Genomic DNA, 24,162 nt, shown 5'->3' with positions numbered 1-24,162 from the left:
GTATTCAAGTACCCATATTAATATGACAAGTTGGCGGCGTGCTAGCCGAAGTAGCGGGTGTTTGCGGCGGCGATGGCGTCCCAGTCGGCGCCGTGCGCGAAGCGGATGACGTCCCAGCGGGCGTTGAACAGACGATCCTCGGCATCCTCGTCCCGGGAGGTGTCTTGCTCCGTGTCCGGTAAGTCCACGAAGACTGCCACGTTCACGCCCGGCAGGCGGTAGACGTAGTCGGGGGTCGCCATCGCCTCGGTGAGGAACGAGCCCGGTTCGTCCGGCAGCCGCAGGCCGCGCGCCTTCGCCCACCCCAGGAAGTCGCCCTGAGCGGCCAGTTCGGCCGCCGGTGTCTCGGCCACCGACGCCTCGACCGGTGTCGGCTCGGCGGGGGATGCGGGGGAGGACTGGTCGAGCAGCCGCCGGTACTGCTCCGAACGCGACTCGCCGCGCGACTCCCGGCGGGCCGTCGCCGTCGCGAGCCGCACCAGCAGGTCCCGCACCGAATGGCGGTTGATGAGGGCGTGGTTGAGCTGGTTGCCGTAGGTCAGCAGGCACTCGTAGCAGCCGAGGGCGCAGGGCCGGTCCGGGTGCGGGCCGCCCTGGTCGGTGCCGTCCGCGTCGAAGTGGCAGATGTCCAGGGCGCGTACGGCAGCCTTCGCCAGGGCGTCGTTCTCCGCCTGGAGGCGGCGGAGCACACCCGCGCCGCCCTCGGCGGCCTCCGTGAACAGGATGCGGTTGCGGGGGCCGTCGTCCGGCGGCAGCAGCTCGCTGGACAGCTCGGCGTCCTCCAGCTCGAACGCGGCCTCGATGCCCCGTTCCAGGGCGTACATCAGGGAGAGCGCCACCGGCTCCGGCAGAGGCTCGTCGAGGGTGACGACGAGGATGTTGCGGCGGTCCTCCACGTACGGGATGACCCGCTTCTTTCGGCGCCGCTCGTTGCCGTCCGCGTCGATCACGGGCAGTTCGCTGGAGTCGCCGGACGCATCGGACGCGTCCTTGTCGTTCATCCAGCGGCCGTCCGCGAGGTCCAGCCAGTACCCGGCCGGCTCCTCGCTCTTGGCGCGCACCCGGCCGGTGTTGGTGATGCGGACGGTCGCCGAGTCGCCGTACGCCACCTCGGCGAGCGGTGCGCCCGAGGCGTCGGCGACCGACGCGTTCAGGCGGCCCGAGCGGGTGCCGTGGTCCTGGAAGCGGTACGACGTCTCCAGCTTGAAGCCGGCGCGGCGCCGCTCCTCCTCGTCGGACGAGATCCGCTCACGGCGGGTGGTGTACACGGTGTGCAGGTGCAGCAGGCCGTAAGTTGCCGCGCCCAGCGGCTCGTGGCACATGGCGCAGCGGTCCTCCAGCTGCTCCGGATCGTGGTGGTAGCCGCACTGCGCGCAGCGGCGGGCCTCGCTGGTCGCCAACTCGCCCGAGGAGTCCGGCGGCAGCTGGATGCGGGTGACCTGGTAGCGGGCGCCCTCGTGGTAGATCAGGGCACCGGGGCCGAACTCGCGGATCGCGAGGAAGCGGGGCCGCTGGAGGTAGTCGCCGTCCCCGCGGCGGCGGCCGATGGTCGGGATGTACGCGGCGAGCGGGAGGCGCGGGAAGCTGTAGCCGGGCAGGAAGCCCTCGGACGCCAGATAGCGGTACGGGTTGAAGTCGGAGAGGACCGACTTGCTGTCGGCGCTCTCGTTCATCAGCAGGTTCAGCTGTGTCTCGGCCTCACGGCGGCGGGCGTTGGCACGGATGCGGTCGCCCTCGGTGAGGCTGTAGTCGAGGCGGCGCCTGTTCTGGATGTACTGGTCATCGAGCGCGGAGCGGAACAGCTGCCGCCAGCGGTCGAAGGCCCGATCGAAGCGGATCGCCACCGTCCGTACACGGTCCTGGATCCAGTCGTCGTGCCACCACGTGGTGTCGGCGAAGTCGGGCAGGAGCGGGCCGAGGACGCGCAGGGCTGCGTCGACGGTGCGGCGCCGGGCGCTCTCGTCGAGGGAAGCCGCGAGGATGTCCGGCAGCAGCTCCAGCGCGGGGTTCGGGCGGTCACCCGTGTCCGGGTACGACACGTCGAGGACCTCGGGGACGGCACGGCCCAACTTCAGGCCCGCCTCCGCGATCCAGATCCCCTGGAGGTGGGACAGCACCAGGTCCTCGTTGGCGAGGTCCAGACGCGGCGGGGCGACGGCGCCCGCGACCATGCGCTCCGAGCGGCGGAAGTAGTACTGGTCGTGGCTGTTTCCCGTCGCGCAGTACGTGGTGACGAGGGCGGGCTGGCCACTGCGGCCCGCGCGGCCCGAGCGCTGCGCGTAGTTCGCGGGTGTGGGCGGCACGTTGCGCATCATCACCGCGTTGAGCTGGGAGATGTCGACGCCCAGCTCCATCGTCGGGGAGCAGTACAGCAGTTTCAACTCCGCCTTGCGGAAGGCTTCTTCACGCTGTTCCCGCTCCTGGGGCGAGACCTGCGCGGTGTGCTCGCGCGCGAACAGGCCGGACAGGGTGCCTGCCGCGTCCTTGTACAGGTCGCGGAAGAAGGTGTTGACGCGCGGGCCGTCGCCGCTCTGGTAGGTGCGGGTCAGCGGGTCGTGCGTGCCCCTCTCGCCCCGGCCCGCACGCCACACGAGGGACTGGGCGGCCACACGGTAGCCGGTCGAGGTCGGGGCGGAAGGCCTGCGGTAATGGCCCGCCCGCTGCGGGGCTTCCGTGACCGCCTTCACCAGGCCCGCCTTGGCCAGAACCTTCAGCAACTCCTCGATGACCAGCTGGAGATCGGCCGGATCGAGCGTTTTGAACGACGTGTCCGCGCGGCGCAGGTACTTGCCGAACTTGCCGCGCGCCGACAGGAACAGGGCCGAGCGGTCCATGCCCGGGCGGGACGGGTGCGGATAGGCCGTGCCGACCTTCGGCTTGTCGGCGGCGGACAGTATCCACGGGTCGATCAGCCGCTCCTCGCTCGCCCGCTGGAGCGAGTCGAAGTCGTCACGGAAGTACGAGACGTCGATGGCGAGGGAGCGGCGCATCTCGTTGAGCAGCGCCTTCATGACCTCGGCCCGCAGCGCCGGGTCGGCGTCGCGCAGCGCCTCGTGCGTGCCCGCCCACCGGTCCTGCTTGGCTGCCACCCACTCCAGGTCCTCGTAGCCGATCTCCAGCAGGCCGGTCTGCTCCAGATTCGGCATGGTGATACGCCAGCCGCGCTCCAGGTCCAGATAGAGCCGGAACGCGATCACGTCCCGGAGGGTCTTGGCGGCGTTGCGGGCGAGGGAGGGCGGCAGATCGCTCTCGCCGGTGTAGTCGGCCGGCTCGATGGCGAGCGCGTTCGTCACCGACGAGGCCAGTTCCTCGTGGTGGACGCCGTCCTCGCCCGCGTCCAGAGCCGCCCGGTACAGGGCGCCGCGCAACTGCGTGATCTGTACGAAGTCGTTGAAGTGACCCGCCTGGAGGGACGCGTCCTGCCGGTTGTCGACGAACGTGAGGAGCTTGCGCGCCTCCTTGTCCAGGTTTTCCTCCGGCACCGACTTCAGCGAGCGCACCACCGACGCGGAGATCAGCGAGGTCGCCGAGGATCGGCCCTCCTGGTCGAGCGTCGCCAGCTTCGCGAAATCCCGGCCGCGCGTCTGCTCGTACGCGACCCCGCAGTGCAGACAGAAAAGGAAGGGGGAGGGGACGAACGCGGCCTGGAGTTCGCCGCTCCCTTCGCGGCCGCGCGGATCGACGGTGACGGCACGCGGCACCCGGTCGCGGTACGTCTTCTTCACGACCTCCTGGCCATTGTCGTCCAACTCCAGCCAGGACTCGGGCAGTCGGCGGTCGTCCACGGCGTACTGGACGTTGGACGGCCACGCCCGCTCGTGGTCGACGTACAGATAGCCGTCGCCCTGCCGACCGCCCGTCGCGGACGTGTCCCGGCGCGCCTCGTACCGGACCTCGCCGTCCTTCTCGGTCCGCCACACCGTCAGATACTCCTGGCCGCACTCCCGGCAGAACGCCAGTGGCATCAGCAACTTGCCTTCGCTGCCCGGCTGTTCGAGCTGGTACGAGCGGGTGAGGTGGCGCGAGAGCTTGTCCTCCAGGGTGACGTACACGGTGTCGCCCTTGGAGAGGAACTGGTGCAGCCGGAACGCAAACAGCGGCCGTTCGGTCACCGGGTGTAGCGCCTGCGAACCGGCCTCCAGAGTGGCGCGGATCGCGGCGACACATTGCTCCTCGGCGACCCCGGACTCCTCGTGCAGCTCCTTCGCCGCGACTTCGATCTTCGTGGGCTGCTGGCGGATCAGCTGCCCGGTGGCCTCGTCGGTAGCGAGACCGAAGCGGGTTTCGATCCAGCGGGCCAGCGGGTCGCGTACGAGATCGTCGTACGCGCGCGGCGCGGCAGGGGAGTTGAGACGCTCGGCGGGAACGGTGTCGGGTGTTTCGTGGGTCGCGCGGACCAGGGTCTCGCCGATGACCCGCTCCGGGCGCACCGGCGTACCGAACAGGGTGCTGGCCACTCCGGCGACGACCTTCTTCTGGTCGTCGAGCGTGCCCTCCGTCGACATGGTGGCCGATGTGCCGATGCATTGCAGTTCCTGGGCCTGGCATGCCTCGCGGACGCGGCGAATCAGCAGGGCGACGTCGGCGCCCTGCCGGCCACGGTAGGTGTGCAACTCGTCGAAGACCAGGAACTCCAGGCCCCGCGCCATCTTGATGAGGCTCGCCCGGTCGGCCGGGCGAGTCAGCATCAGTTCCAGCATCACGTAGTTGGTGAGCAGGATGTCCGGCGGGTTGTCGCGGATCTCCTTGCGCTTCTCGTCGTCCTCCTGGCCCGTGTACCGGGCGAAGGTGACCGGTTCGCGGCCCGCGCCGTAGCCGTCGCGCAGATACTTCTCCAGCTCCTTGAGCTGGCTGTTGGCGAGCGCGTTCATCGGGTAGACGATGATCGCTCGCACCCGCTTGGGAGCGTTCGGTCCCTCGGTGTCCCGCTGATGGAGCACCTTGTTCACGATCGGGACGATGTACGCGAGCGACTTGCCGGACCCGGTGCCCGTCGTGAGGACGTACGACGCACCGGACGCGGCGGCGTCGATGGCCTCGCGCTGGTGCTGGTGGAGTGTCAGCGGGCGGCCGTCGGGGACCGTGCCGCCCTCGGTCTTCTTCGCCTGGAAGATACGAGCGCACTCGTCGTGCAGGACCTTCTGCCCGGCGAGTTCGACCACCGTGCCGCCGCCCTGGAAGAACGGGTTCAGCGACAGCCACGGGTCGGGCCACTGCGACTTGCTGTTGAGGTCGTCCTCGACGAACGCCGCGATGCGGTCGTCACGGATGACGGTGCCGCCCTCGGTGAAGGAGCGGTAGTCCCTGATGAGCGTGCGGTGGACGCCGAAGACATCCATGCCGGCGCCGGAAGCCGTGACGGCCGCGGGCTTCGGAGCAGGTACCACGTGCTCGGTCGCCTGGGTGGCCGCCGAGGTGCGCAAGGGGAGGACCGGGTCCAGGGCGGCCCAGTGCGGCAGCTGTGAGGCTTCTTCACCGGCGAGGGCGAGCGGCAGCAGCGCGTCACGCACTGCCACGGCGTCCGCCGGGCGGTCCGCCGGGTCCTTGGCCAGCAGGCGGTGAACGAGGCGGGCGAACTCGACGGGGATCTCACTGCGGATCGCGGCGACGGGTGTCGGGTCCTCGCCGGTGTGCTTGCTCGCGAGGTCGTACGGGGACTCGCTGGTGAACGGCGGTACCCCGACCAGCATTTCGTACAACACACAGCCCAGTGCGTAGAGATCGGCGGCCTGCGTCACCTGCTTGGCCTTGAACTGCTCGGGAGCCATGTAGCGGGCGGTCCCGACGCTGACGCCCGTGCTGGTCAGCCGGGCCTCGTCCGGGTCGTCGACGATGCGGCCCATGCCGAAGTCGAGGACCTTGACCGTCCCGCCCTGGGTGAGCATGACGTTGGCGGGCTTCAGGTCGCGGTGCACGATGCCCGCGGTGTGGGCGGCGGCGAGGCCGTCGGCGATCTGGGCGCCGATCGCGGCTGCCCAGGCGAGGGGGAGTTGCGGCTCCTCCTCGATCAGGTCGCGCAGCGTCTCCCCGTCCAGGAGCTCCATGGCGAGATAAGGGAGATCGCCGCTGTCCGCGGCGATGCCGCCCGCGATCAGCCGCGTGAGGTTCCGGTGGCGCAGCCGGCGCATGATGCGCACCTCGCGGTCGAAGCGCTGCACGGCCTTCGGGTCGCCGCCGGTGTCGATCTGGACGCCGGTGCGGCGGCGCAGGATGGTCTTGACGGCGACTGTGCGCTCGGGGGATCCCTCGGCTGCCTGCAGGTCCTCGGCCCGGTGGACCTCCCCCATGTTGCCCTTGCCGATGACGTGCCCGATGCGGAATCTGCCGTCGACCAGCTCGTGGCTCACTGCCGTCCCTCGCCTTCTGCCCGCGGTTCCATAGCGGAACGCGCCCCCTGACCTGCTGCCGCACGGTCCATCGTGTCAGAGCGGAGAGTGCGGCATCCGTCACTGTACACGAATGGAAGCTTTTTCAAGTTTTGTAAGTCCGTTGACATCGTCAACGCACTACCTCTAGTGTCACATGTGAAATGAGCCTGGGGGGGGGCGGAATGAGAGCTCAATCCGTGGGTGGGGCGGACGTGTCCGGCGTGAAGGTCGCCTTGGCCGAGCTGCTGATGCGACTTCGGAGTGCCGCGGTGAACGGCGCCGTACCGGAACACGTCTTCGCGGAGAGCGTGCGCACGCTGGAACTCGGCCACGCCGAGCGGGAGCGGCTGCGGGACGAACTGGCCCGATTGGGGCTGCCCGTACAGAGGGTCCACGTGCACATAGACGCGGACAGTGCGGGCGTGGAAAAGGTTGCACGGATCCGTGAAGAAAATGTATTCCCTCGTGTTCGTGCGGTGAGGGCGGTGCTGTCGCGTTACGCCGATGCCGAGGGGTACGTGACTGCGCGGGCCGTGGACGGCGTGGCTCGGCTGGCCGGACTCAACGCCAGGGAAACTGCGGCGCTGCACTCCGGGGCTCGGCTGCGGGAGACCGTCGTGGCGGAGGAGCAGCCGGAAGGGCCTGAACCAACGGAGGACCCCGAGCCGCCGGAGCCCGCGGGGCCGGAGATCGTGCGGGAAACGGGAGACCTTGCCGCTGCCGTGGCCGTCGCGCTGGCCGTGCTGGACGAGGATCGTTTCCGTCCGCGGCCCGAGAATCGTCTCCTGAGCGCCGAGGCGGAGGTGGGCCTAGCCGTACTCGTGCGGGGCGGCCCGAGTCACGTCGCGTGCGAGCCGGAGAAGGCCGAGCTGAGCGGCCTGCCTCCCGACGACATCAGAGTCCGTGCGCGGAACTGCCTGGTCCTGCACAACCAGCGGCTCGCGCACTCGATCCTGCGCGGCTACCTGGAGCAAGGGCTGGAGTACGACGACTTGTTCCAGCACGGCGTGCTGGGCCTGATGACGGCAGCCCGGAAATTCGATCCGGCCAAGGGGTACAAGTTCTCGACGTACGCCACATGGTGGGTGCGTCAGGCGATCGCGCGGGCTGTTGCGGACGAGGGTGCCGTCATCCGGATCCCGGTCCATATGCATGAGCAGATCCGCAAGGTGGCGAAGGCGGAACGAGCCCTGAACGGGCAGGGCAAGCCCGCGAGCGCCGTCGACGTGGCGGTGCTGTGCGACATCACCTTGGCGAAGGTCGAGGAGGCCCGGCGGCTGAGCCGGCGCACCGTCTCTCTCGATCGTGTCGTAGGCGACGGAGTGACCCTCGGTGACTTCGTGGGGGCGAGACGCCCGTTGCCGTCGGTGGAGCGTGTGGTCCTGAACGCGCTGGCCGTGGAGGAGGTCATGGCCGTTCTGGACACTTTCTCCGGGCGCGAGCACCGCATCCTCGTACGACGCCTGGGGCTGGACGGGGACGAGCCGTCGACGCTGGACGAGCTGGGCCGGGAGTTCGGGGTGACCCGGGAACGCATCAGACAGATCGAGGGCAAGCTCCGTCCGGTGCTGAAGGAGAGGTTGCGGATGGCGAGGCTCCTTGGAACCGACGGAGCGCGACGAGGTGAGGGGGTGGGAGTGGCGGGTCACCGGGGCGGGGCCGGAGACGATGCCAGGGCTCGACGCCGGGGCAAGATAAGGGAGTTGGTGCGTGCAGGCGAGGAGTCGGGGGACGCGGGGGTTGTTGCCGATGCCGACCGTCCCGTACCGGAATCCGTAACTGCGCTCGATGTGGACAGTTCTCCACCGGCCACAGTGCCCGTTCCGGACTCTGCGCCCGCGGCGCACTCGTCGACGGCTGCTGTGACGGAGCAGGATTCCGTGCCCGCGGTGCACGCGGAGAGCCCGTCACCGGGTGCTGGGGTGGAGGCCGGCGCGGCGGAGCAGTACACCTGTGACTGGGACGAGGCCCGGCGGATGGCAGAGGAGGGCCCCGCCGATGACGTGATCTGGCTCGCGAAGTACGCGCTGCTGGCCGTGGGACACCTGCAACTCGCGGTGCTGCTCGGGCAGTCCGCGACCGATGCCGTGATGGGCGCCGTCCAGGGGACGGAGACGTTCGACCGTCCGGTCGTGGCGTCGCTGGAGGTTTTGCGGCGCGTGTTCGACGCGCTGGGGGAGTCCGGGCATCGGCCCGAGGACTTCTTCGAGCGGCCGGCCGAGGCGCTGGTCGGCACCACACCCCGTGCCTACCTGGCCGCCAAGCCCTTGGTGCATGGCGAGTCACGCCTCGCCGTGCGTGACGCGCTGCGGGAGTTCATCGCCGAGCCACCCCGCAAGCCTGGCCGGGCCGAGAACGCCGAGCGCGCTGTGGAGACGGAGCACGCGGAGGAAACGGACCGGGAAGAGGCCGACACCGAAGCACGCCCGGCCGAAGTCCGGCTCGCGCATGAGGCGTACGTCGAGCAGTTGCGCCAGGAGCACCGGCAGCAGCTCGACGAAGAGCGCGGCGCCGCCACTGTACGGCTCGCCGCCGCCCTCGCTGACACCGAGAGTGAACTGGACGCTCTGGAAGAGGCGTTGCTGCTCCGCATGGACCGGACTCTGTTCCACCGTGAGCAGTCAGTTCGCGCCCAGGCGGAGGAACGGATCGCACATCTGAAGGCAGAGCACCGTGAGGCGCATCGGGCAGCCACGCAGAGGGCCGGAGAGGCGGAAGCGGCTGCCCGGCGGTATCGCGAGGGTGCCGAAGCACGCATCGCCGACCTCGAAGCCCAGTTGGCACAGTCCAAGGTGACGCTTGTCCAGCGGGGTCAGGAAGTTCGCACGGCCTGCGAGCAGGCGCGGGCTGCCGAGCAGCGCATCGCGGAGACCGAGCACAACGCCTGGATCCGCATCACCGAACTGCAGGAACAGCTCGCCACTGAGCGGGGAATCGCGAGCGGCCCCACCTGGCTCCGTGATCACCGACGCCAGGCCTGATCCGTAGACCACCCGCTCCCCGCGTACTCCTCAAGGAACACCATGGATCCCAGACAGGAACTCGCCGCTTACCTGCACCGGCAGCTCGTCGGCCCGGTCCAAGGAGAGCACGAGACGCTCGATGCCCCACCCGACCGGCAGTACCTCATGGGTACGTTGTACCCCCAAGAGGCCGATCTTCAACGCCAGTTGGACCTTGCCGCGGAGGAACTCGAAGGTGCCGGCACGGAAGGCGCGGCCGAGGACACCGCCCCCGCGAGTGATCCCGTGTCCGAGTCCAACGCCTGGCTGCCCTCGTCGCTCGGCTTCAGCTTCTACACCGACGCCACCACCGTCGAGATCGCCTGCACCGGTGCCCGCTACCAGACCCACGCCGCCACGGGCGAACGCGGCCGGCACTGGGAACGCGTCCCGCTCCCCACCGAGTCCCACACGCTCGGCCCGGACCGCGACCACGTGGCTGTCCTTGACGGGCGCGCCGAACTCCGGGTCCGACGACGCGAGTTCGGCACCGGGCACCTGGTCACCGTCGCCCTGGTCAACATCGCCCGCCATGAACAGGCCCTCGGGAAGGCCGCTCAGTGGGACCGGATGCTCTTCCAGGTGGGCCTGGAAGCCCGGCCCCTGGACGGCGGGATCCGCCAGTACCCGAGCGTCCGACTGGCCAGCCGCGACCTGGAGGAACAGGAACTGCGCCTGCAGTACGAGCATGTGCGGACCCACGCCGTCGGCCATGGCTGCGCGGTGGCCGAGCACTACGACGAGGAAGCGAGCCGGGTGACCGCTCTCAGCGCGGCCGTCATGCCGGAGGCCGAGGCCAGCGGCGTCCGGGCCGCAGGCCTGAGCGGAACTCCGGTACTCGACGTGCTGCACCTCGCCGACCCCGAGGTCTCCGTCGGCCAACTCCGTGAGGAACTGGCAGAGTTCGTCGCCGACTACCGTGCGTGGTACGTGGGGCAGCTGAATCAGGACGTCCCCGACTGGGGCCGTGACGCTGCCGACCGTATCCTCCGGCGTATCCGTGACACCGTCACCCGGATCGAATCCGGTGTGCGCACGCTCTGCGACCCGAGCCGCCCCGAACTGCTGAACGCTTTCCGCGCTGCGAACCGTGCCATGGCTCTGCAGATGCGCCACTCCGCCCCCGACCTGGCGGGCACCCGCCGACCCCGTCGGGCTGCCGTCCCCCTCGATCCGGAGCCGGACCAGGCCGCCGCCTGGCGCCCCTTCCAGCTGGCGTTCTTCCTGCTCGCCCTGGACGGGGTGGCCGATCCCCGGCACACGGACCGCGCCACCACGGATCTGATCTGGTTCCCGACCGGTGGCGGCAAAACAGAGGCGTATCTGCTGCTCGCCGCCTTCGAGATGGTGCTGCGCAGGCGCGAACCCGACGGAGGCGGTACCGCAGTCCTGAGCCGCTACACCCTCAGCCTGCTGACGACCCAGCAGTTCCAGCGCGCGGCCACCACCGTCTGCGCCCTGGAGACCCTGCGCCGCGCCGACCCGGTCACTTACGGACAAGAGCCCTTCTCGATCGGCCTGTGGGTGGGCGAGACCACCACCCCGAACACCTACGAAAAGGCCCGCGCGGCCTTCGACGACGTACGTGCCGCCGCCCGGCCGGACGACGTCTTCATCCTCGACCGCTGCCCGTGGTGCGGCACCCGCATCCTGCCCGCCCACAAATCGCCGGACATCGGGGACTACGGAGTACGCGCCGCCGCGGACTCCTTCGCCTTCTTCTGCCCACGCGACGAGTGCGCCTTCCACGACGAACTGCCGGTCGCAGTCGTCGACGAGCAGCTCTACGACCGGCCGCCCACCTTCGTCCTCGGCACGGTGGACAAGTTCGCCCGCCTGGCCTGGGAGCCCCGCGCGGGACGGCTGTTCGGTGCGGGGAGCGGAAACCAGCCGCCCTCACTCGTCATCCAGGACGAGCTGCACCTGCTCACAGGCCCCCTCGGCACCACCGTCGGCCTGTACGAGGCGGCCGTCCTCGGCCTGTGCACCACACCCGACGGCATCGGACCCAAGGTCGTGGCGTCCACGGCCACCATTCGCCGCTCCGGTGAGCAGGTCCGGGCCCTGTACGGCGGCGGAGTCCAGCTCTTCCCGCCCGCCGGGCTCGACGCCCGCCACTCGTACTTCGCGGAACCCGACACCTCCCGCCCCGGCCGCCGCTACCTCGGCGTCATGGCCCAGGGGCACACGGCGGGCCGCGCCGCCGTGGCCACCGCAGCCGCCATGCTCCAGGGAGCGTGGGAACTGCCGGAGGAACACCGGGACGCCTACTGGACGCTGGTCGCCTACCACCACAGTCTGCGCGAGCTCGGCCGCACCGTCACCGCCGCAGCCGACGACATCCCCGCGCAGCTTGCGGGGCTCGAATCAGGCCTGGGAACAAGAGAACTGGCGGACCATCAGGTTCAGGAGCTGACCAGTAATCTGCCGCGCGCGGAGCAGCCCGTCCTGCTCGACCGTCTGGAGAAACGGTGGGACGAGAAGGAGTCGGTCTCCTTCCTGCCCTGCACCAACATGCTCTCGGTCGGCGTCGACGTGAAGCGACTCGCGCTGATGCTCATGCAGGGACAGCCCAAGACGACCGCCGAATACATCCAGGCCACCAGCCGCGTCGGCCGACACTCCGTACCGGGTCTCGTCGTCACGTTCTTGAACGCCACCCGCCCCCGGGACCGTTCGCACTACGAGACCTTCGATGTCTATCACCGCTCCCTCTACCGCCATGTCGAACCGACCAGCGTCACCCCCTGGTCCATGCCCTCCCGGGCCCGCGCCCTGCACGCCGCGCTCGTCATCCTCGTACGGCACAGGCTCGGCCTCGCCGCGGAGAACCAGGCGGGACAGGTGACCGACCGCATTGCCGAAGTGGAGGCGGTGGCCGAGGAGTTGGCGACCCGTGCCGAGGCCTGCGAACCGTCCACCGGTGACGCCGTACGAAAGGAACTGGCGGACCTCATCGCCGTCTGGGAGGACGCCGCACGCGAAGCCCGCAAGGACGGCCGGGAGCTGTACTACCGCAGCCAGGGCAAGGGACAGTCCAACCTCATCAAGAGCTTCGAACAGCGTTACGGACTGTGGGAGACGCCGAACTCCATGCGCAATGTCGACCGGGAATGCCAGGTGATGGTGAAGGGAGCCGACCTGTGAGCCGCAAGCTGCGGGTACGCCAGTCGCAGACGGTGGTGCCCTTCGGGGTCGGCGCCGTCTTCGACATCCAGGGGGAGTCGTTCGTCGCCACCGGCATCGGTGACTGGCCGGGAAAAGGCCGACAGAAGGTGGAGTCGCCCCGGCTGGCGTCCCGGCTCGGGGTGACGGGTTTCTACGCCGCTCCCGCCACGGCCAACGACCGCTACGACACGCCGGACGCGCCCGGTGCGCCGTACATTCGTTTCCCGTCCTGGCTGTTCTGTGGTGCGTGCCGGCGCATGAAGCGCTGGCGCATCGCCGACGAGAAGCCCGGACAGCCACCGCGCTGCCCCTCCTGCTCGCCGGGCCGGATGCTCGCACCCATGCGGTTCGTGCAGATCTGCGCGGCCGGGCATCTCAGTGACATCGACTGGTGGTTCTGGGCCCATTCGAGGCGCGAGGCCGGCGAGCGACGTCAGTGCGGCGAACGCGAGAAGCTCCGCTTCCTCGTCTCCGAGCGCGCCTCAGGACTCGAGGCGCTCTCTGTCACCTGCACCGCGAAGGGCTGCGGCGCTGCCCGCGATCTGCTCGACATCCTCGGCACGCACGGCATGCGCTGCTCGGGACGCAATCCCTGGCAGAGGAGGAGCGAAGCCACTGAATGCGTCAAGCCGGTACAGGTGGTCCAGAGAACAGCAGGAAACCTGTACTACCCGGTGACGCACTCGGCTCTCGACATTCCCGAGACGGACGTACGCGCTCATGACGACGATGCGCTGGCCGAACGTGTACGCCAGCATGATCTGTGGGTGCAGTTGTGCCGCGACGCCGGGAAGCCGCGCGCGGCCATGTTCCGGGAGGTGATCCTGGAGGACACCGGTGCCGACGAGGGCCTCCTGGACGCACTGCTCAGCGAGGAGACGGGACAAGCTCCCGAGGCGTCCTCCGACGCGCCCGCCGCCCCGGCCCGGCCCGATCTGAGCCGCGAGGAATGGGCCGCATTCACGGCACCCACTCCGCCGGCTACGCGCGACTTCGCGTTGCGCGAGACCACCCTCGGTCTCGCCGACGAGACCGAGGACCCGTGGGCGGGACTGCGGCGCCGTTTCGGCAGGATCGTCCTTGCCGACCGGCTGCGTGAGGTACGCGCACTGTCGGGCTTCACCCGAGTCTCACCGGACGCCGTAGCCGTCCCCGCCGACACCGCAAGGCGCCTGAGGTGGCTGCCGGCGGTGGAGGTCTTCGGAGAAGGGGTCTTCCTCACGCTGGACAGAGACGAACTGGTCGTCTGGGAAAGCGATATGAGAGTGCGTCAGCGTGTCGGCGGCATGCGTGCGGATCTCGACCGCTCCTTCCAGAAGGACCGCCTGGAGGCCCTCACAGGACCCGAACTCGCCCCTCGATTCGTCCTCCTGCACACCTTGGCGCATCTGCTGATCCGTCAGCTCTCCTTCGAATCCGGATACACCACGGCGAGCCTGCGTGAACGGATCTACGCTCGGCCCGAGCAGGACCAGTTCGGCATCCTCGTCTACACCGCCGCCGGGGACGCCGAGGGCACCCTCGGAGGCCTCGTCCGGCAGGGTGAACCCCCGCGCCTGGCGGAGACCTTGCTGCGGATGACGGAGGCAGCCGCCTGGTGCTCGGCCGACCCCCTCTGCGCCGAACACACCGGCCAGGGCTTCGGCAACCTCAACCGCGCCGCCTGCCACGCCTGCGCCCTCCTCCCGGAGACCAGCTGCGAGGCCGGCAACGCCTTGCTCGACCGCGCCCTGGTCGTGGGCGGCGAACACGTGCCCGGTTACCTGGAAGCGATAGTCACCGCTGCCCGTGCCGCCGCGGTCACCGCTCTGGAGAAGTCATGACACTGACCTACCTCGGCCTTTCGTCGGAACAACGCGCCTGCCTCGACGATCTCCCCTTCGACGGCAACCATCTCGTCAGCGGCCCGCCCGGCAGCGGCAAGAGCCTCCTGGCCGCCCAACGGGCCGTCATGCTCGCCCTCACGGGCACTCCCGTGACCTTGCTGACCCGCTCCAACCTTCTACGACAGTCCCTGGCCGCGATGGTCCACGCAATGGGCCCGGCGGACCGCAGCGTACGAGTGGCGACCGCGCACGCCTGGCTCACCGAGTGGTGCGGCGGGAAGGTCCCACGTACCGGCGACGGCTGGTACGACTGGGCGGCATGCTACGAGCGCGCCGCGGAGACCGGCCCTGTACCCGGTCTCACCCTCGTCGTGGACGAAGGCCAAGACCTGCCGCCCGAGTTCTACCGCCTCTGCCGGCTGCTCCAGGCCCGTACGACGGTGTACGCCGACGAGTGCCAGCGCCTGACCGACACCAACTCCACTCTCGAGGAGATCGCCCAGCGCCTGGGCCGGTGCACGCGTCTCGAACTCGACGGGAATCACCGCAACACACGCCAGATCGCGGCGTTCGCCGCCCACTTCCACGCGGGGGCCGGAGTGCCTGCCCTCCCCGAACGCGAAGGGCCGCCTCCGCGACTGCACCGTCTGCCGCACCGGGGCGCCGCCGACCTGCTGATCCTCCTGGCGGAGAAGCACCCCCAGCAGAGCATCGGCGTGATCGTGAACTCGACCCACACCCAGTTCTCGCTGCTTGGCAGTCTGGAGCGCAGAGCACCACGGCTCAAAACGCAGTTGTACACCTCCCGGGCCCGCGCCGCGCAAGGCCGCTATCGTACGTTGGACTTTGGCCGGCCCGGAATCGTGCTCGTCCACCGGGCGAGCGCCAAAGGGCTTGGATTCGACACCGTCGTCATCCCTGACATACATACGGACGCGGCGGTCGATCCCACCTCGGCCGCCCTGCGTATGGCGTACTACGTTCTGGCCACCCGCGCACGACGTGAACTTCATTTGGCCTACGAGGGGGACACCGAGCCACCTCTGTGTGCGCAGGTGGGGTCCGGCTACCTGCTGCGCGGCTGACGAAAGCCCTGGATAGGTGTCACCGGGGCCGCAACGGCCTGGTGTTGCTGTCCGGCGGCCTGCGGTCTCTCCTGGCACCCGCCGCCGAGAATGGAGAACCGCCGGAGGCGGCCCCTGGGCGCCCCGGGAGCATGTCATGCTGGTGTGCACGCAACGTGCACGGCCTGCGGTCGCGCACCACGTCTGTGCAGCTGAGAGGTCGATTTTCCGAGCCGCGAACCTGCCCCCGGCGTACAGCCCGACTTGTCTGCCGATGGGATTCTGATCAGAGTACTGAGGCTGTGCCGGACGCTCTCGTGTCGACGTCGACGTGCGGGCCCGTCCATTGCTCAGGAAAGCCCGTTGGCGAAGCTAAGTGCCTCGCCGGCCCCGATGCGCTGGTAAATGGCCAATGCCTGCTGCAGACGGTGGTCGGTCGAGTCCTGGTCCTGTCCGCTCCGATGCCGGTCGCACCGGCCGATCCCTTCGAGTGCGCGTGCCTCCTCCACGAGGCTGGGGACAGCGCGGGCGAGCCGGAGGGCTCGTGTGTGCTGGTAGCGGGCGCCGGTCAGATCACCGAAGTTGCGCAGAACGATCCCCCACTTGTTGCGCGTGATGGCTTCGCCGTGGCGGCTGCCGAGTTCCGTATGGATGGCCAGTGCCTGCCGGAATCGATCGGTCGCCTCTTCACGCTCCCCCATCAGCCCCTGCACGGCGCCGAGGTGGGTGAGCGTGCCGGCCTCGCCGAACCGGTCCCCGAGGTTGCGATAGATGGCCAGTGCCTTCGTCAGCAGGCCCATGGACCTGGTGATGTCGTCGGTGAGTCGGTACACCACCCCTAACTCCTTGAGCGCCACGGCCTCGCCGTACCGATCGCCCACTTCGTGGCACAGGTCGCGGGCGGGTTCCAGTACGGCGACGGCCCGCTGGTGGAGGCCGCGCAGGCGCAGGACTCCGCCGATCTGGGCGAGCACTCCAGCCTCGCCGAACCTGTTGCCGAGAGCACGGTGAACGGCCAGGGTCTCCTGGAGCGTTCCGAGCGCCCCCGAGTAGTCGTCGGTGAGTCGTTGCACGCTTGCGAGCTGGCTCATCGCCCGTGCCTCGCCGGCCCGGTCGCCGAGACCGCGGTACGCCGTACAGGCTTGGCCCAGCAGTTCGAGCGCGCGGCCGTAGTCGTCCGTGAGGCCGTGCACTACCCCCAGGTCCTTGAGGACTCCCGCCTGACCGTGCAGATCGCTGAGATCCTGAAAGAGGGTGAGCGCGCGCTCCAACATGTCAGTGGCCTGGGCGTAGTTGTCGGTCAGGTAGAGCATGGCGCCGAGGTTCCTCAGGGCACGTGCCTCGTACGGCGCCGCTCCCATGAGCTGCGCCGCGGCTACCGCGGCCCGATGGAGGGCGAGGGCCTGCTCCCAGGGGCCCACCTGATGGAGGAAGGCGTCCATGGCAAAGGCCAGGCGGATGACACGGGGGTGCTGGGCCTGGGCGGAGGCCCTGGCCGCACAGGCGAGCAGGTTGGCGTGTTCGCCGCGCATCCAGTCCAGCGCGGCCCGTCGGTCGGGCAGGCTGGGGACGGGGGACCGGGGTGGGGGCATTGTCGAGTCCGGCAGGCGCTGCTGCGGGGACAAATGGCGATCGGCGGCTTCCGCGGTCGTCTCGTAGTAGTCCAGCAGACGCTCGATGGCCTGCCGGGTTTCCTCCGGCGGGTCCTGGGCCGCGTGGTTGCGGGCGTGATCCTTCAGCAGATCGTGCATGCGGTAGCGGCCGCGGACCGGCTCGTCCAGCAGATGGTCCGCGTAGAGGGCCTCCAGGCCCTCACGGGCCTCCGGCAGCGGAATGCCTCCCAACGCTGCTGCCGCGTGGGCGTCCATGTCGCTGCCGATGTGCAGGCCGAGCCGGAGGAGCAGGCGCTGCCGAGCGGGCGGAAGATCGCGGTACGACAGGTCGAAGGCCGCCCCGATCCACACGTCCTCCGCCCTGAACTGGGCCAGCCGGTGCTGCGCCGAGGCCAGATCGTCCACGAGATCTGTCGTGTCCCAGGACGGATGATGCCGCAGCTTTCCGGCGAGCAGCTCGATGGCCAGCGGTAGACAACCGCACAACCGGGCCAGTTCACCGACGGCACCTTCCTCCTGCGGTCGTAAAGGACGCGACATGAGCCGGATGAACAACTGACACGCCTCCTCGTGCGGCAGCGTGTCGAGCGACAAGGACTCCGTCTCCGGAAGAGCGGTCAGACGACGTCGGCTGGTGATGAGGACCAGGCACCGGCCGTCTCCCGGCAGCAGCGGCCGCACCTGGCCGTGCCCCGTGGCGTCGTCGAGGATGATCAGCATCCGCTTGTCGTGCAGAAGACCGCGCCACAACTCCGATCGGCCGTCCTGGTCCGGGGGCAGGTGCGGTGTGGGGACACCGAGACGGCTCAGCTGGTCGCCCAGGACGGCGAACGGCCGGGCAGGGAGCCGGCCGGGCGTGTGCCCGTGCAGCGATACGAACAGCTGTCCGTCGGGGAACTGGTCGGCGAGGTCATGGGCGAGATGCACAGTGAGGCCTGTCTTGCCGACGCCGGGCATGCCGTCGATCGTGTGGACGGCGGAGGCCCGCCGCTCCATGGCTCGGCCGATCGCCTCGGTCATTCTGCGCAGTTCCTCATCACGGCCCGTGAAGAACGGGTTGCGGCGGGGAAGGGTGTGCGTGACCGTCACGGCGGTGGGGCCCAGGTAGTGGCGCGAGGTCCAGTGGGAGGCCGCGGGAGGCTTGAGCAGTAGCTCGGTCAGCTCGCTCACGTGCCGTTGTTCTTCTGAGGTCAGGACAGGAAGCAGTTCATGATCGACCAGTTGCCGGAACTCGTCCGCGACGGTTGGTTGCCTCCGATGCAACTGCTCCAGTTTGCCCTGCCAGCGGATGGCCAGGGCGACCTGAGCCTCGTCGTCGTTCTCCAGCCGCGCCCTCAGGACGTCCCGGCGGACCAACTCCAACTGGTTGCCCACGTTGTCCGGTTCCTGAGAATGCCGTTGCCCCCACCAGCGCTCCACAGCTGCCCGGGCACGCTCCCAGGTTTCCGTGGTGAGGGTCGACACGAGTGTCACGGCCGCAGTGGTTGCCAAACTCGCTGGATCCATAGTCGCCCCCGATGCGCACCTGCCTACGCATGGTTACGGTACGTGCACGCGGTTGGGCGTGGATAGCCTCGCGTCGTCACGGCACGGGTGGCGGCGATGTCGTGATGGGGAGACCGGTTGACGGTGCTGACTTGGGGTGACTTGGCCGGTCGCGTGGGCCGTTCGTGCAGGGAAGGGGTATTTTCGAGGTGAGGTCGGGTGCTACTCACGTCGTACCTGCGAGTCACCTCCGTCGACCGCTGCTGCGGCTTTCTCCCGGCTTGGGGCAGCACACCGTCCTACGTAGGTCTGCGGACACTGGGCGGCCGGTGTCGGGTTCGGCGTGGGTGTCTTGGATCCATCGGAAGGTATGGCCAACTGGCCTGACAGGCCAAGCAGTTCGCAGTCCACGGGTGCGACGTCCGAGGTGACCGGCGAAGTGAAGTCTGATCATGACTTCTCGATCGTGACTCTAGCTCCCCACACGTCACGCCTGTGTCAAGAGAAGGACGTGAGGCGGTCAGTTGACGTCTGGGTGCCCCGCACCCCACCTGCAACGACAGTCATGATGCCTGCTTTTGCGGCCCTGTCCTACCATCCGGCCCCCGAAGCCCGAAGGAAACGTGGCCTGGGTCGATCCGTTCATGCTTGCGCTCCGGATCATGGAGGCAGGGGCAACGGCCGCGCAGGCAGTCTCGTGGGTGCAGCGAGTCCCGTCCTGGCGTGAGTCCGACCCGAAGGCGCTGCGAGCGTTTGCTGCTGCCGTGATCCGGCTGTGGCGGGAGATCGCCATGGAGGATCTCGCCCCTCGGAAGGTGGCGATGGCTGGCCACGCCGCCCAACTGAGGACTTTCCTGCTCGTAACCCGGTAGGCGTTCGTAGCCGATGCTTCCGCCGAGCGCGGAGGCACGCGGTTGCGGTGAGCTATGCCTGACCGTGCACGCTCTGCGGTGTGCCACGGACGTCCCGTCCCGACGCATGCGCAGGTCACCCGGGACGTCGGTAGAGGACTTGGCGGAACCCGGCGTACAGCCGGACCCGTCTGCCAGCTGGGCTCCGCCCCGGCCCGCCGCTCAAGGCCCATTCCCTTGAAGTGTCAAGTAAAATTACTTGACACTTCAAGTCATTGACCCTACTTTTAACTTGAAGCGTCAACTTAATCGGGTAAGAAGTGCCCACCCCCATGGAGCCAAAAATGCGCGCACTGAGTGTTCCTGCCCCCGGCCGGTCGCCGGAGATCTCCGAGCTGCCCGCCCCCTCCGTCGCCGAGGGAACCGTCCTGGTCAAAGTCAGGGCTGCCGGTTTCAATGCCCTCGACAACGCCCTTGCTGTGGGTGCCATGTCCGAGGTGATGCCCCATCAGTACCCGCTCGTGCTCGGTCGTGACGCGGCCGGTGTGGTCGAGGCGGTCGGCGCGGGTGTCGATCACGTCGAGCCCGGCGATGAGGTCTTCGGACACATCCTGCTGGCCCCTCCCATCCAGGCCGGAACCATCGCCGAGTACGCGGTGCTGCCTGCCGCCGCGGTTGCCGCCAAGCCTTCCGTCGTGGACTTCGTGACCGCCGCTGCTCTACCGCTGGCCGGCGCCGCTGCCCTGGGGGCGGTCGACGGCATTGACCCCCAGCCGGGCCAGACCGTTCTCGTCATCGGGGCCGGTGGGGGTGTCGGGTCCTACGCCGTGCAGCTCGTCGCGGCCCGTGGAGCCACCGTCATCGCCACCGCCGCGGCCGACGACGCCGATCGCCTCAAGGCCCTCGGTGCCGCCACGGTCGTCGACTACACGACCGGGTCCGTGGCCGACCAGGTCCGTGCCGCCCGTCCCGACGGCATTGACGCGATCATCGATCTCGTCTCCTACGCCGCTGACTCCCTGCCCCTGGACCTCCTGGTCAAGGGCGGCAAGGTCGCGAGCACGCTCGGCGCCGCCGATGAGCAGACCCTCGCCGCCCTCGGCCTCACGGGCACCAACGTGATGGCCGCGCCCACCCGCGAGGTCATCGCCCCGCTGGCCCAGCTGGTTGCCGACGGGACTCTCACCGTCGACGTCACCACCACCCTGCCCCTGGCCCGCGCCGCCGAAGGGCTCGCCACGCTCGCCTCCGGTGCAGCGCGCGCCAAGATCGTCGTCACTTTCGACAACTGACTGCACTTCCGCTCAGGGGCCCGGCAGATCCTCGTACCCGACAACTGACCGCACTCCCACGCAGGGTCCTGGCAGACCCTCGTACCCGACAACCCGTCAGCACTCTCGCGGCCGACAGTGTTTCAAGGAACCGACATGACCGGCACAGCCGAACGAATGCCCGCGATCTACGTCTCACACGGCGCCCCGCTGTTGGCCGACGACCCGCTCTGGCCCGCCCAACTGGCCGCGTGGTCCGGCGAGCTGCCCAGGCCGAAGGCCATTCTGATGATCTCGGCGCACTGGGAGGACGCGCCGCTCGCGATCGGCGCCACGACCACCGTCCCGTTGATCTACGACTTCCACGGCCTCCCCGAGCACTACTACCAGGTCACCTATCCCACGCCCGGTGCCCCGGAACTTGCGGACAGGGTCCGTAAGTTGCTGCGCACCCCGGGCATGCCGACGCAGGACTTTCCCGAACGCGGCCTGGATCACGGTGCGTACGTGCCGTTGAAGGAGATGTACCCCGACGCCGACATCCCGGTCCTGCAGGTCTCCCTGCCCACGCTCGACCCGCGTCGGCTGGTGGACATGGGCCGCAAGCTCGCTCCGCTGCGTGACGAGGGCGTGCTCATCATGGGCAGCGGGTTCTTCACCCACAACTTCCGCGCCATGAACATGGAGAACCGGGTCCACTCCGCGATGGCCGAGTTCGACGCCTGGGGCAGTGAGGTCCTGGGTGCCCATGACCTCGACGGCCTGCTGGACTTCGAGCGCAAGGCGCCGTCGAGCCGGCTCGCCCATCCGCGCAGCGACCACCTGGCGCCCCTGTTCGTCGCCCTCGGCGCCGGACTCGACGAACTGGACACCCAGCGCAGTGTCATCGAGGGCTTCTGGCTGGGGATGGCCAAGCGGTCCGTCCAGATCGGCTGATCACCCCTCACACCACCCGTGTCTGTCCTACTGGTCGGGGCAGGTGTCCTCCGCGCCGATCGCGTTGGTGATACGGCGACCGATGTCCCGCAGCTGCTTCTGCTGGGCCTTGGTCAGCGGGTCGAAGACCAGGCGGCGCACCTCGGCGACATGGCCGGGCGCGGCTTCCACGACCTTCTGCCAGCCGTCGTCGGTGAGGAACGCGCGAGTGTAGCGCCCGTCGTCCGGATCCGGGGTGCGGTAGACCCACCCCCGCCGCTCCAGCCGCTTGACCACGTGGGACAGCCGGGAGAGCGACCCGTCCGCGAACAGGGCCAGTTCGCTCATCCGCAGGTTGTGCTCCGGCGACATGGAGAGCCCGGCCAGCACCTGGTACTCGAAGTGGGTGATGCCCTGATCCCGCTGGAGCTGTGTGTCCAACGCGGCCGGAAGCCGCATCAGCGTGCGGGCGAGGGCCAGCCAGGCCTCGTTCTCGTCGGTGTTCAGCCAGCGTGGCTCATCGTCGCTCATGTGCCCAACGATAACTTGACGCATCAAGTCAAATGCAACCGTTTTCATCCTTTAAATCATGGTTTCCATCACAGGAGGAAAAATGGCAGATCTCACCCGCAGGGGATTGCTCGGAGCCACAGCGATCGGCGTCCCGGCGCTGGCCGTCCCGGCACTCGCCACACCGGCGGTGGCGTCGCCCTCGTCGGGGCGTCAAAGGAGCAGATTCCAGCAGGAGTTGGAGAACACGAAGGACTTCCACATCGCGGACTTCGTCGCCTGGAACAACAAGGACATGGACATGCAGCGGCACTACCACGCCGCCGCTGTCGTCGTGGAGTGGGGCGGGGTGCGCACCGAGGGCGTCGAGCCGCACATCGAGGCCATGCACCAGTTCCAGGTGGAAGCCCCCGACGCCCTCGTCGTCACCCATCAGCCCAATGTGGCGCGGGGCGACTGGACGGCCACCATCGGCGGCATCCCCACCATGGGGGTCCGGATGGCGACCGTCGCGCAGTGGCAGGGCGGACAGATCATCCGCGAAATCCTCTTCATGCGGGAACTGCCCGCCGAGGAAGCGCCCCGGCCGACCGCGCGCCCCACGCTCACCCTCACCAACCCTGACGACGAGGGCCTCAGGCGCGCCGCCGGCGTGTATCCGGGATGGAGTTGCGTCATCCACGGCTCCGCCCTCGGCAGCCGGACGGTCACCTTCATGAGGCGAGAGAAGGGGCTGATCGTCGAGCAGTACGTCTTCGCCGAGTGAAGCGAGTGAAGCGAGTGAAGCGAGCTAAGTCCGGCCGACCCCACCACGAAGGAGCTGTTGTGAAGTCCACCCGCAGGACATGGATCGGAGCCCTCACGCTCGGCGTACTGGCCGCGAGCGGCACCGCCGTGGCGACGGCCGAGCCCTCCAAGGGCACCACCAAGGGCCCCAGCGAGGAAGCCCAGTTGCAGAAGCTGTACCAGCAGGCTGTCGCCGAGGGCGGGGCCCTCACCGTCTACGCCGGCGGCAGCAAGCCGGGCCAGGACGACTTCCTCAAGGACGCCTTCGTCAAGCAGTTCCCGAAGATGAAGGTCGACATGGTCGTCGACTACAGCTCGCACCACGGTCCCCGTATCGACAACCAGGTCGACGAGCACCATGTCGTCGCGGACGTCGTCCATCTCCAGACCTTCGACGACTACACGCGCTGGAAGGACGAGGGCGTCCTGGAGAAGTACAGGCCGGTCGGCTGGGACAAGGTCTACAACCAGGTCAAGGACAAGGACGGCTACTACACCGGCCTCTTCTTCTTCGGCTTCTCCAACGTCACGGCGACCAGGCTCGGAGACGGGGCGCCGGTGGAGGCCACGGACTTCCTGAAGCCGGAATTCAAGAACAAGCTCGTCTTCTCGTACCCCAACGACGACGACGCCGTCCTCTACTACTGGAAGCAGCTCACCGACAAGTACGGCTTCGACTACGTCAAGAAGCTGCTGGCCCAGAACCCCACGTTCGTCCGCGACTCCGCCCACCTGATCGGCACCGGCGACTACGAGGCCACCTTCGGCACCACCGGAGCCACGCCCGGCCTGGCGCAGCAGACAATCCCGGAGAAGAGCCCCTGGCTCGCCTGGGCGCAGACCGGCGCCATCCTGAAGGACGCCCCGCACAAGGCGGCCGCCAAGCTCTACCTGAGCTGGGCGCTTTCCCAGCAGACCCAGAAGAACATGACCGACTTCGGGATCTGGAGCGTACGCGGCGACGTCGCGGCGCCGGCCGGGCGCAAGGGAATCTTCGACTACGAGAACATGAACCCGCTCGGCCTCAGCGAGTTCATGAGCGACCGCACCGCGCTCGACCGCTACAAGAGGCGCATCACCCTGTACGTCGGCGAGGTCCAGGGCGTGCGCCCGGCCGACCCCGAGGACACGCTCGGCCTCTACCCCGTCGACCAGAACGGCACCCAGGGCTGACGTTCGCGCGGGAGAGTTCAAGCCATCAGTCCCGCCTTTGCTTGACGGTTCAAATCACAGGCTCTAGACCTTTGACTTGATGGTTCAACACATCTTGCTCTCTGGTCCCACACGCCAATCCCCTTTGGGT

Annotated in this window: 12 protein-coding genes; 9 read left to right on the top strand and 3 right to left on the bottom strand. The window is 68.7% G+C overall.

The genetic code is table 11. The features are described 5' to 3' along the window. Window positions 1-41 precede the first annotated feature (41 nt). Window positions 42-6,347, bottom strand: coding sequence for a protein kinase domain-containing protein (locus tag IG08_RS0108950; RefSeq protein ID WP_030598537.1), 6,306 nt, complete (start codon window positions 6,345-6,347; stop codon window positions 42-44). 203 nt (window positions 6,348-6,550) lie between these two features. On the opposite strand from IG08_RS0108950, the gene IG08_RS55715 reads away from it, so the two are divergent. Genes IG08_RS55715 through IG08_RS0108930 form a run of 4 tightly spaced genes read left to right on the top strand, consistent with a single transcriptional unit; the run spans window position 6,551 to window position 15,449 of the window. Continuing rightward, window positions 6,551-9,349: a sigma-70 family RNA polymerase sigma factor gene (locus tag IG08_RS55715; protein WP_158812194.1), complete on the top strand. Its 2,799-nt coding sequence runs from the start codon at window positions 6,551-6,553 to the stop codon at window positions 9,347-9,349. Window positions 9,350-9,391: 42 nt separating this feature from the next. Next, window positions 9,392-12,517, top strand: a complete 3,126-nt coding sequence (locus IG08_RS0108940) for a helicase-related protein (protein ID WP_030598534.1) — start codon at window positions 9,392-9,394, stop codon at window positions 12,515-12,517. After that, window positions 12,514-14,361: a DUF1998 domain-containing protein gene (gene drmB / locus IG08_RS0108935; RefSeq protein WP_030598531.1), complete on the top strand. Its 1,848-nt coding sequence runs from the start codon at window positions 12,514-12,516 to the stop codon at window positions 14,359-14,361. Before IG08_RS0108940 ends, drmB begins: the two co-directional genes overlap by 4 nt. Continuing rightward, window positions 14,358-15,449 carry a DEAD/DEAH box helicase gene (locus IG08_RS0108930; protein WP_030598527.1) on the top strand — a complete coding sequence of 364 codons (1,092 nt, stop codon included), beginning with the start codon at window positions 14,358-14,360 and terminating at the stop codon, window positions 15,447-15,449. The genes drmB and IG08_RS0108930 overlap by 4 nt, the downstream gene beginning before the upstream one ends. Window positions 15,450-15,778: 329 nt before the next feature. Here IG08_RS0108930 and IG08_RS0108925 read toward each other — a convergent pair whose 3' ends face one another. Continuing rightward, window positions 15,779-18,514: an ATP-binding protein gene (locus IG08_RS0108925; RefSeq protein ID WP_158812193.1), complete on the bottom strand. Its 2,736-nt coding sequence runs from the start codon at window positions 18,512-18,514 to the stop codon at window positions 15,779-15,781. A gap of 635 nt (window positions 18,515-19,149) precedes the next feature. On the opposite strand from IG08_RS0108925, the gene IG08_RS0108920 reads away from it, so the two are divergent. The 3 genes from IG08_RS0108920 (at window position 19,150) to IG08_RS0108910 (ending at window position 21,584) form a co-directional block, all read left to right on the top strand. Continuing rightward, window positions 19,150-19,398, top strand: a complete 249-nt coding sequence (locus tag IG08_RS0108920; RefSeq protein WP_030598523.1) for a hypothetical protein — start codon at window positions 19,150-19,152, stop codon at window positions 19,396-19,398. 323 nt (window positions 19,399-19,721) lie between these two features. Continuing rightward, window positions 19,722-20,669, top strand: a complete 948-nt coding sequence (locus IG08_RS0108915) for an NADP-dependent oxidoreductase (RefSeq protein WP_030598521.1) — start codon at window positions 19,722-19,724, stop codon at window positions 20,667-20,669. Between the two features lie 135 nt (window positions 20,670-20,804). After that, window positions 20,805-21,584 (top strand): dioxygenase family protein, encoded by a 780-nt coding sequence (locus IG08_RS0108910; protein WP_030598520.1) that lies wholly within the window; start codon window positions 20,805-20,807, stop codon window positions 21,582-21,584. 27 nt (window positions 21,585-21,611) lie between these two features. Here IG08_RS0108910 and IG08_RS0108905 read toward each other — a convergent pair whose 3' ends face one another. After that, window positions 21,612-22,094 (bottom strand): MarR family winged helix-turn-helix transcriptional regulator, encoded by a 483-nt coding sequence (locus IG08_RS0108905; RefSeq protein ID WP_030598517.1) that lies wholly within the window; start codon window positions 22,092-22,094, stop codon window positions 21,612-21,614. Between the two features lie 82 nt (window positions 22,095-22,176). Between IG08_RS0108905 and IG08_RS0108900 the strand changes: the two genes are divergently transcribed. After that, entirely contained in the window at window positions 22,177-22,839 is a 663-nt protein-coding gene (locus IG08_RS0108900) for a hypothetical protein (RefSeq protein ID WP_158812192.1), read from the top strand. 59 nt (window positions 22,840-22,898) lie between these two features. Next, window positions 22,899-24,032, top strand: a complete 1,134-nt coding sequence (locus tag IG08_RS0108895) for an ABC transporter substrate-binding protein (RefSeq protein ID WP_030598511.1) — start codon at window positions 22,899-22,901, stop codon at window positions 24,030-24,032. The last annotated feature ends 130 nt before the right edge of the window (window positions 24,033-24,162 follow it).

The organism is Streptomyces fulvoviolaceus, from assembly GCF_000718165.1.
Lineage (GTDB): Bacteria > Actinomycetota > Actinomycetes > Streptomycetales > Streptomycetaceae > Streptomyces > Streptomyces fulvoviolaceus.
This window is presented reverse-complemented; position numbering and strand designations above follow the sequence as displayed.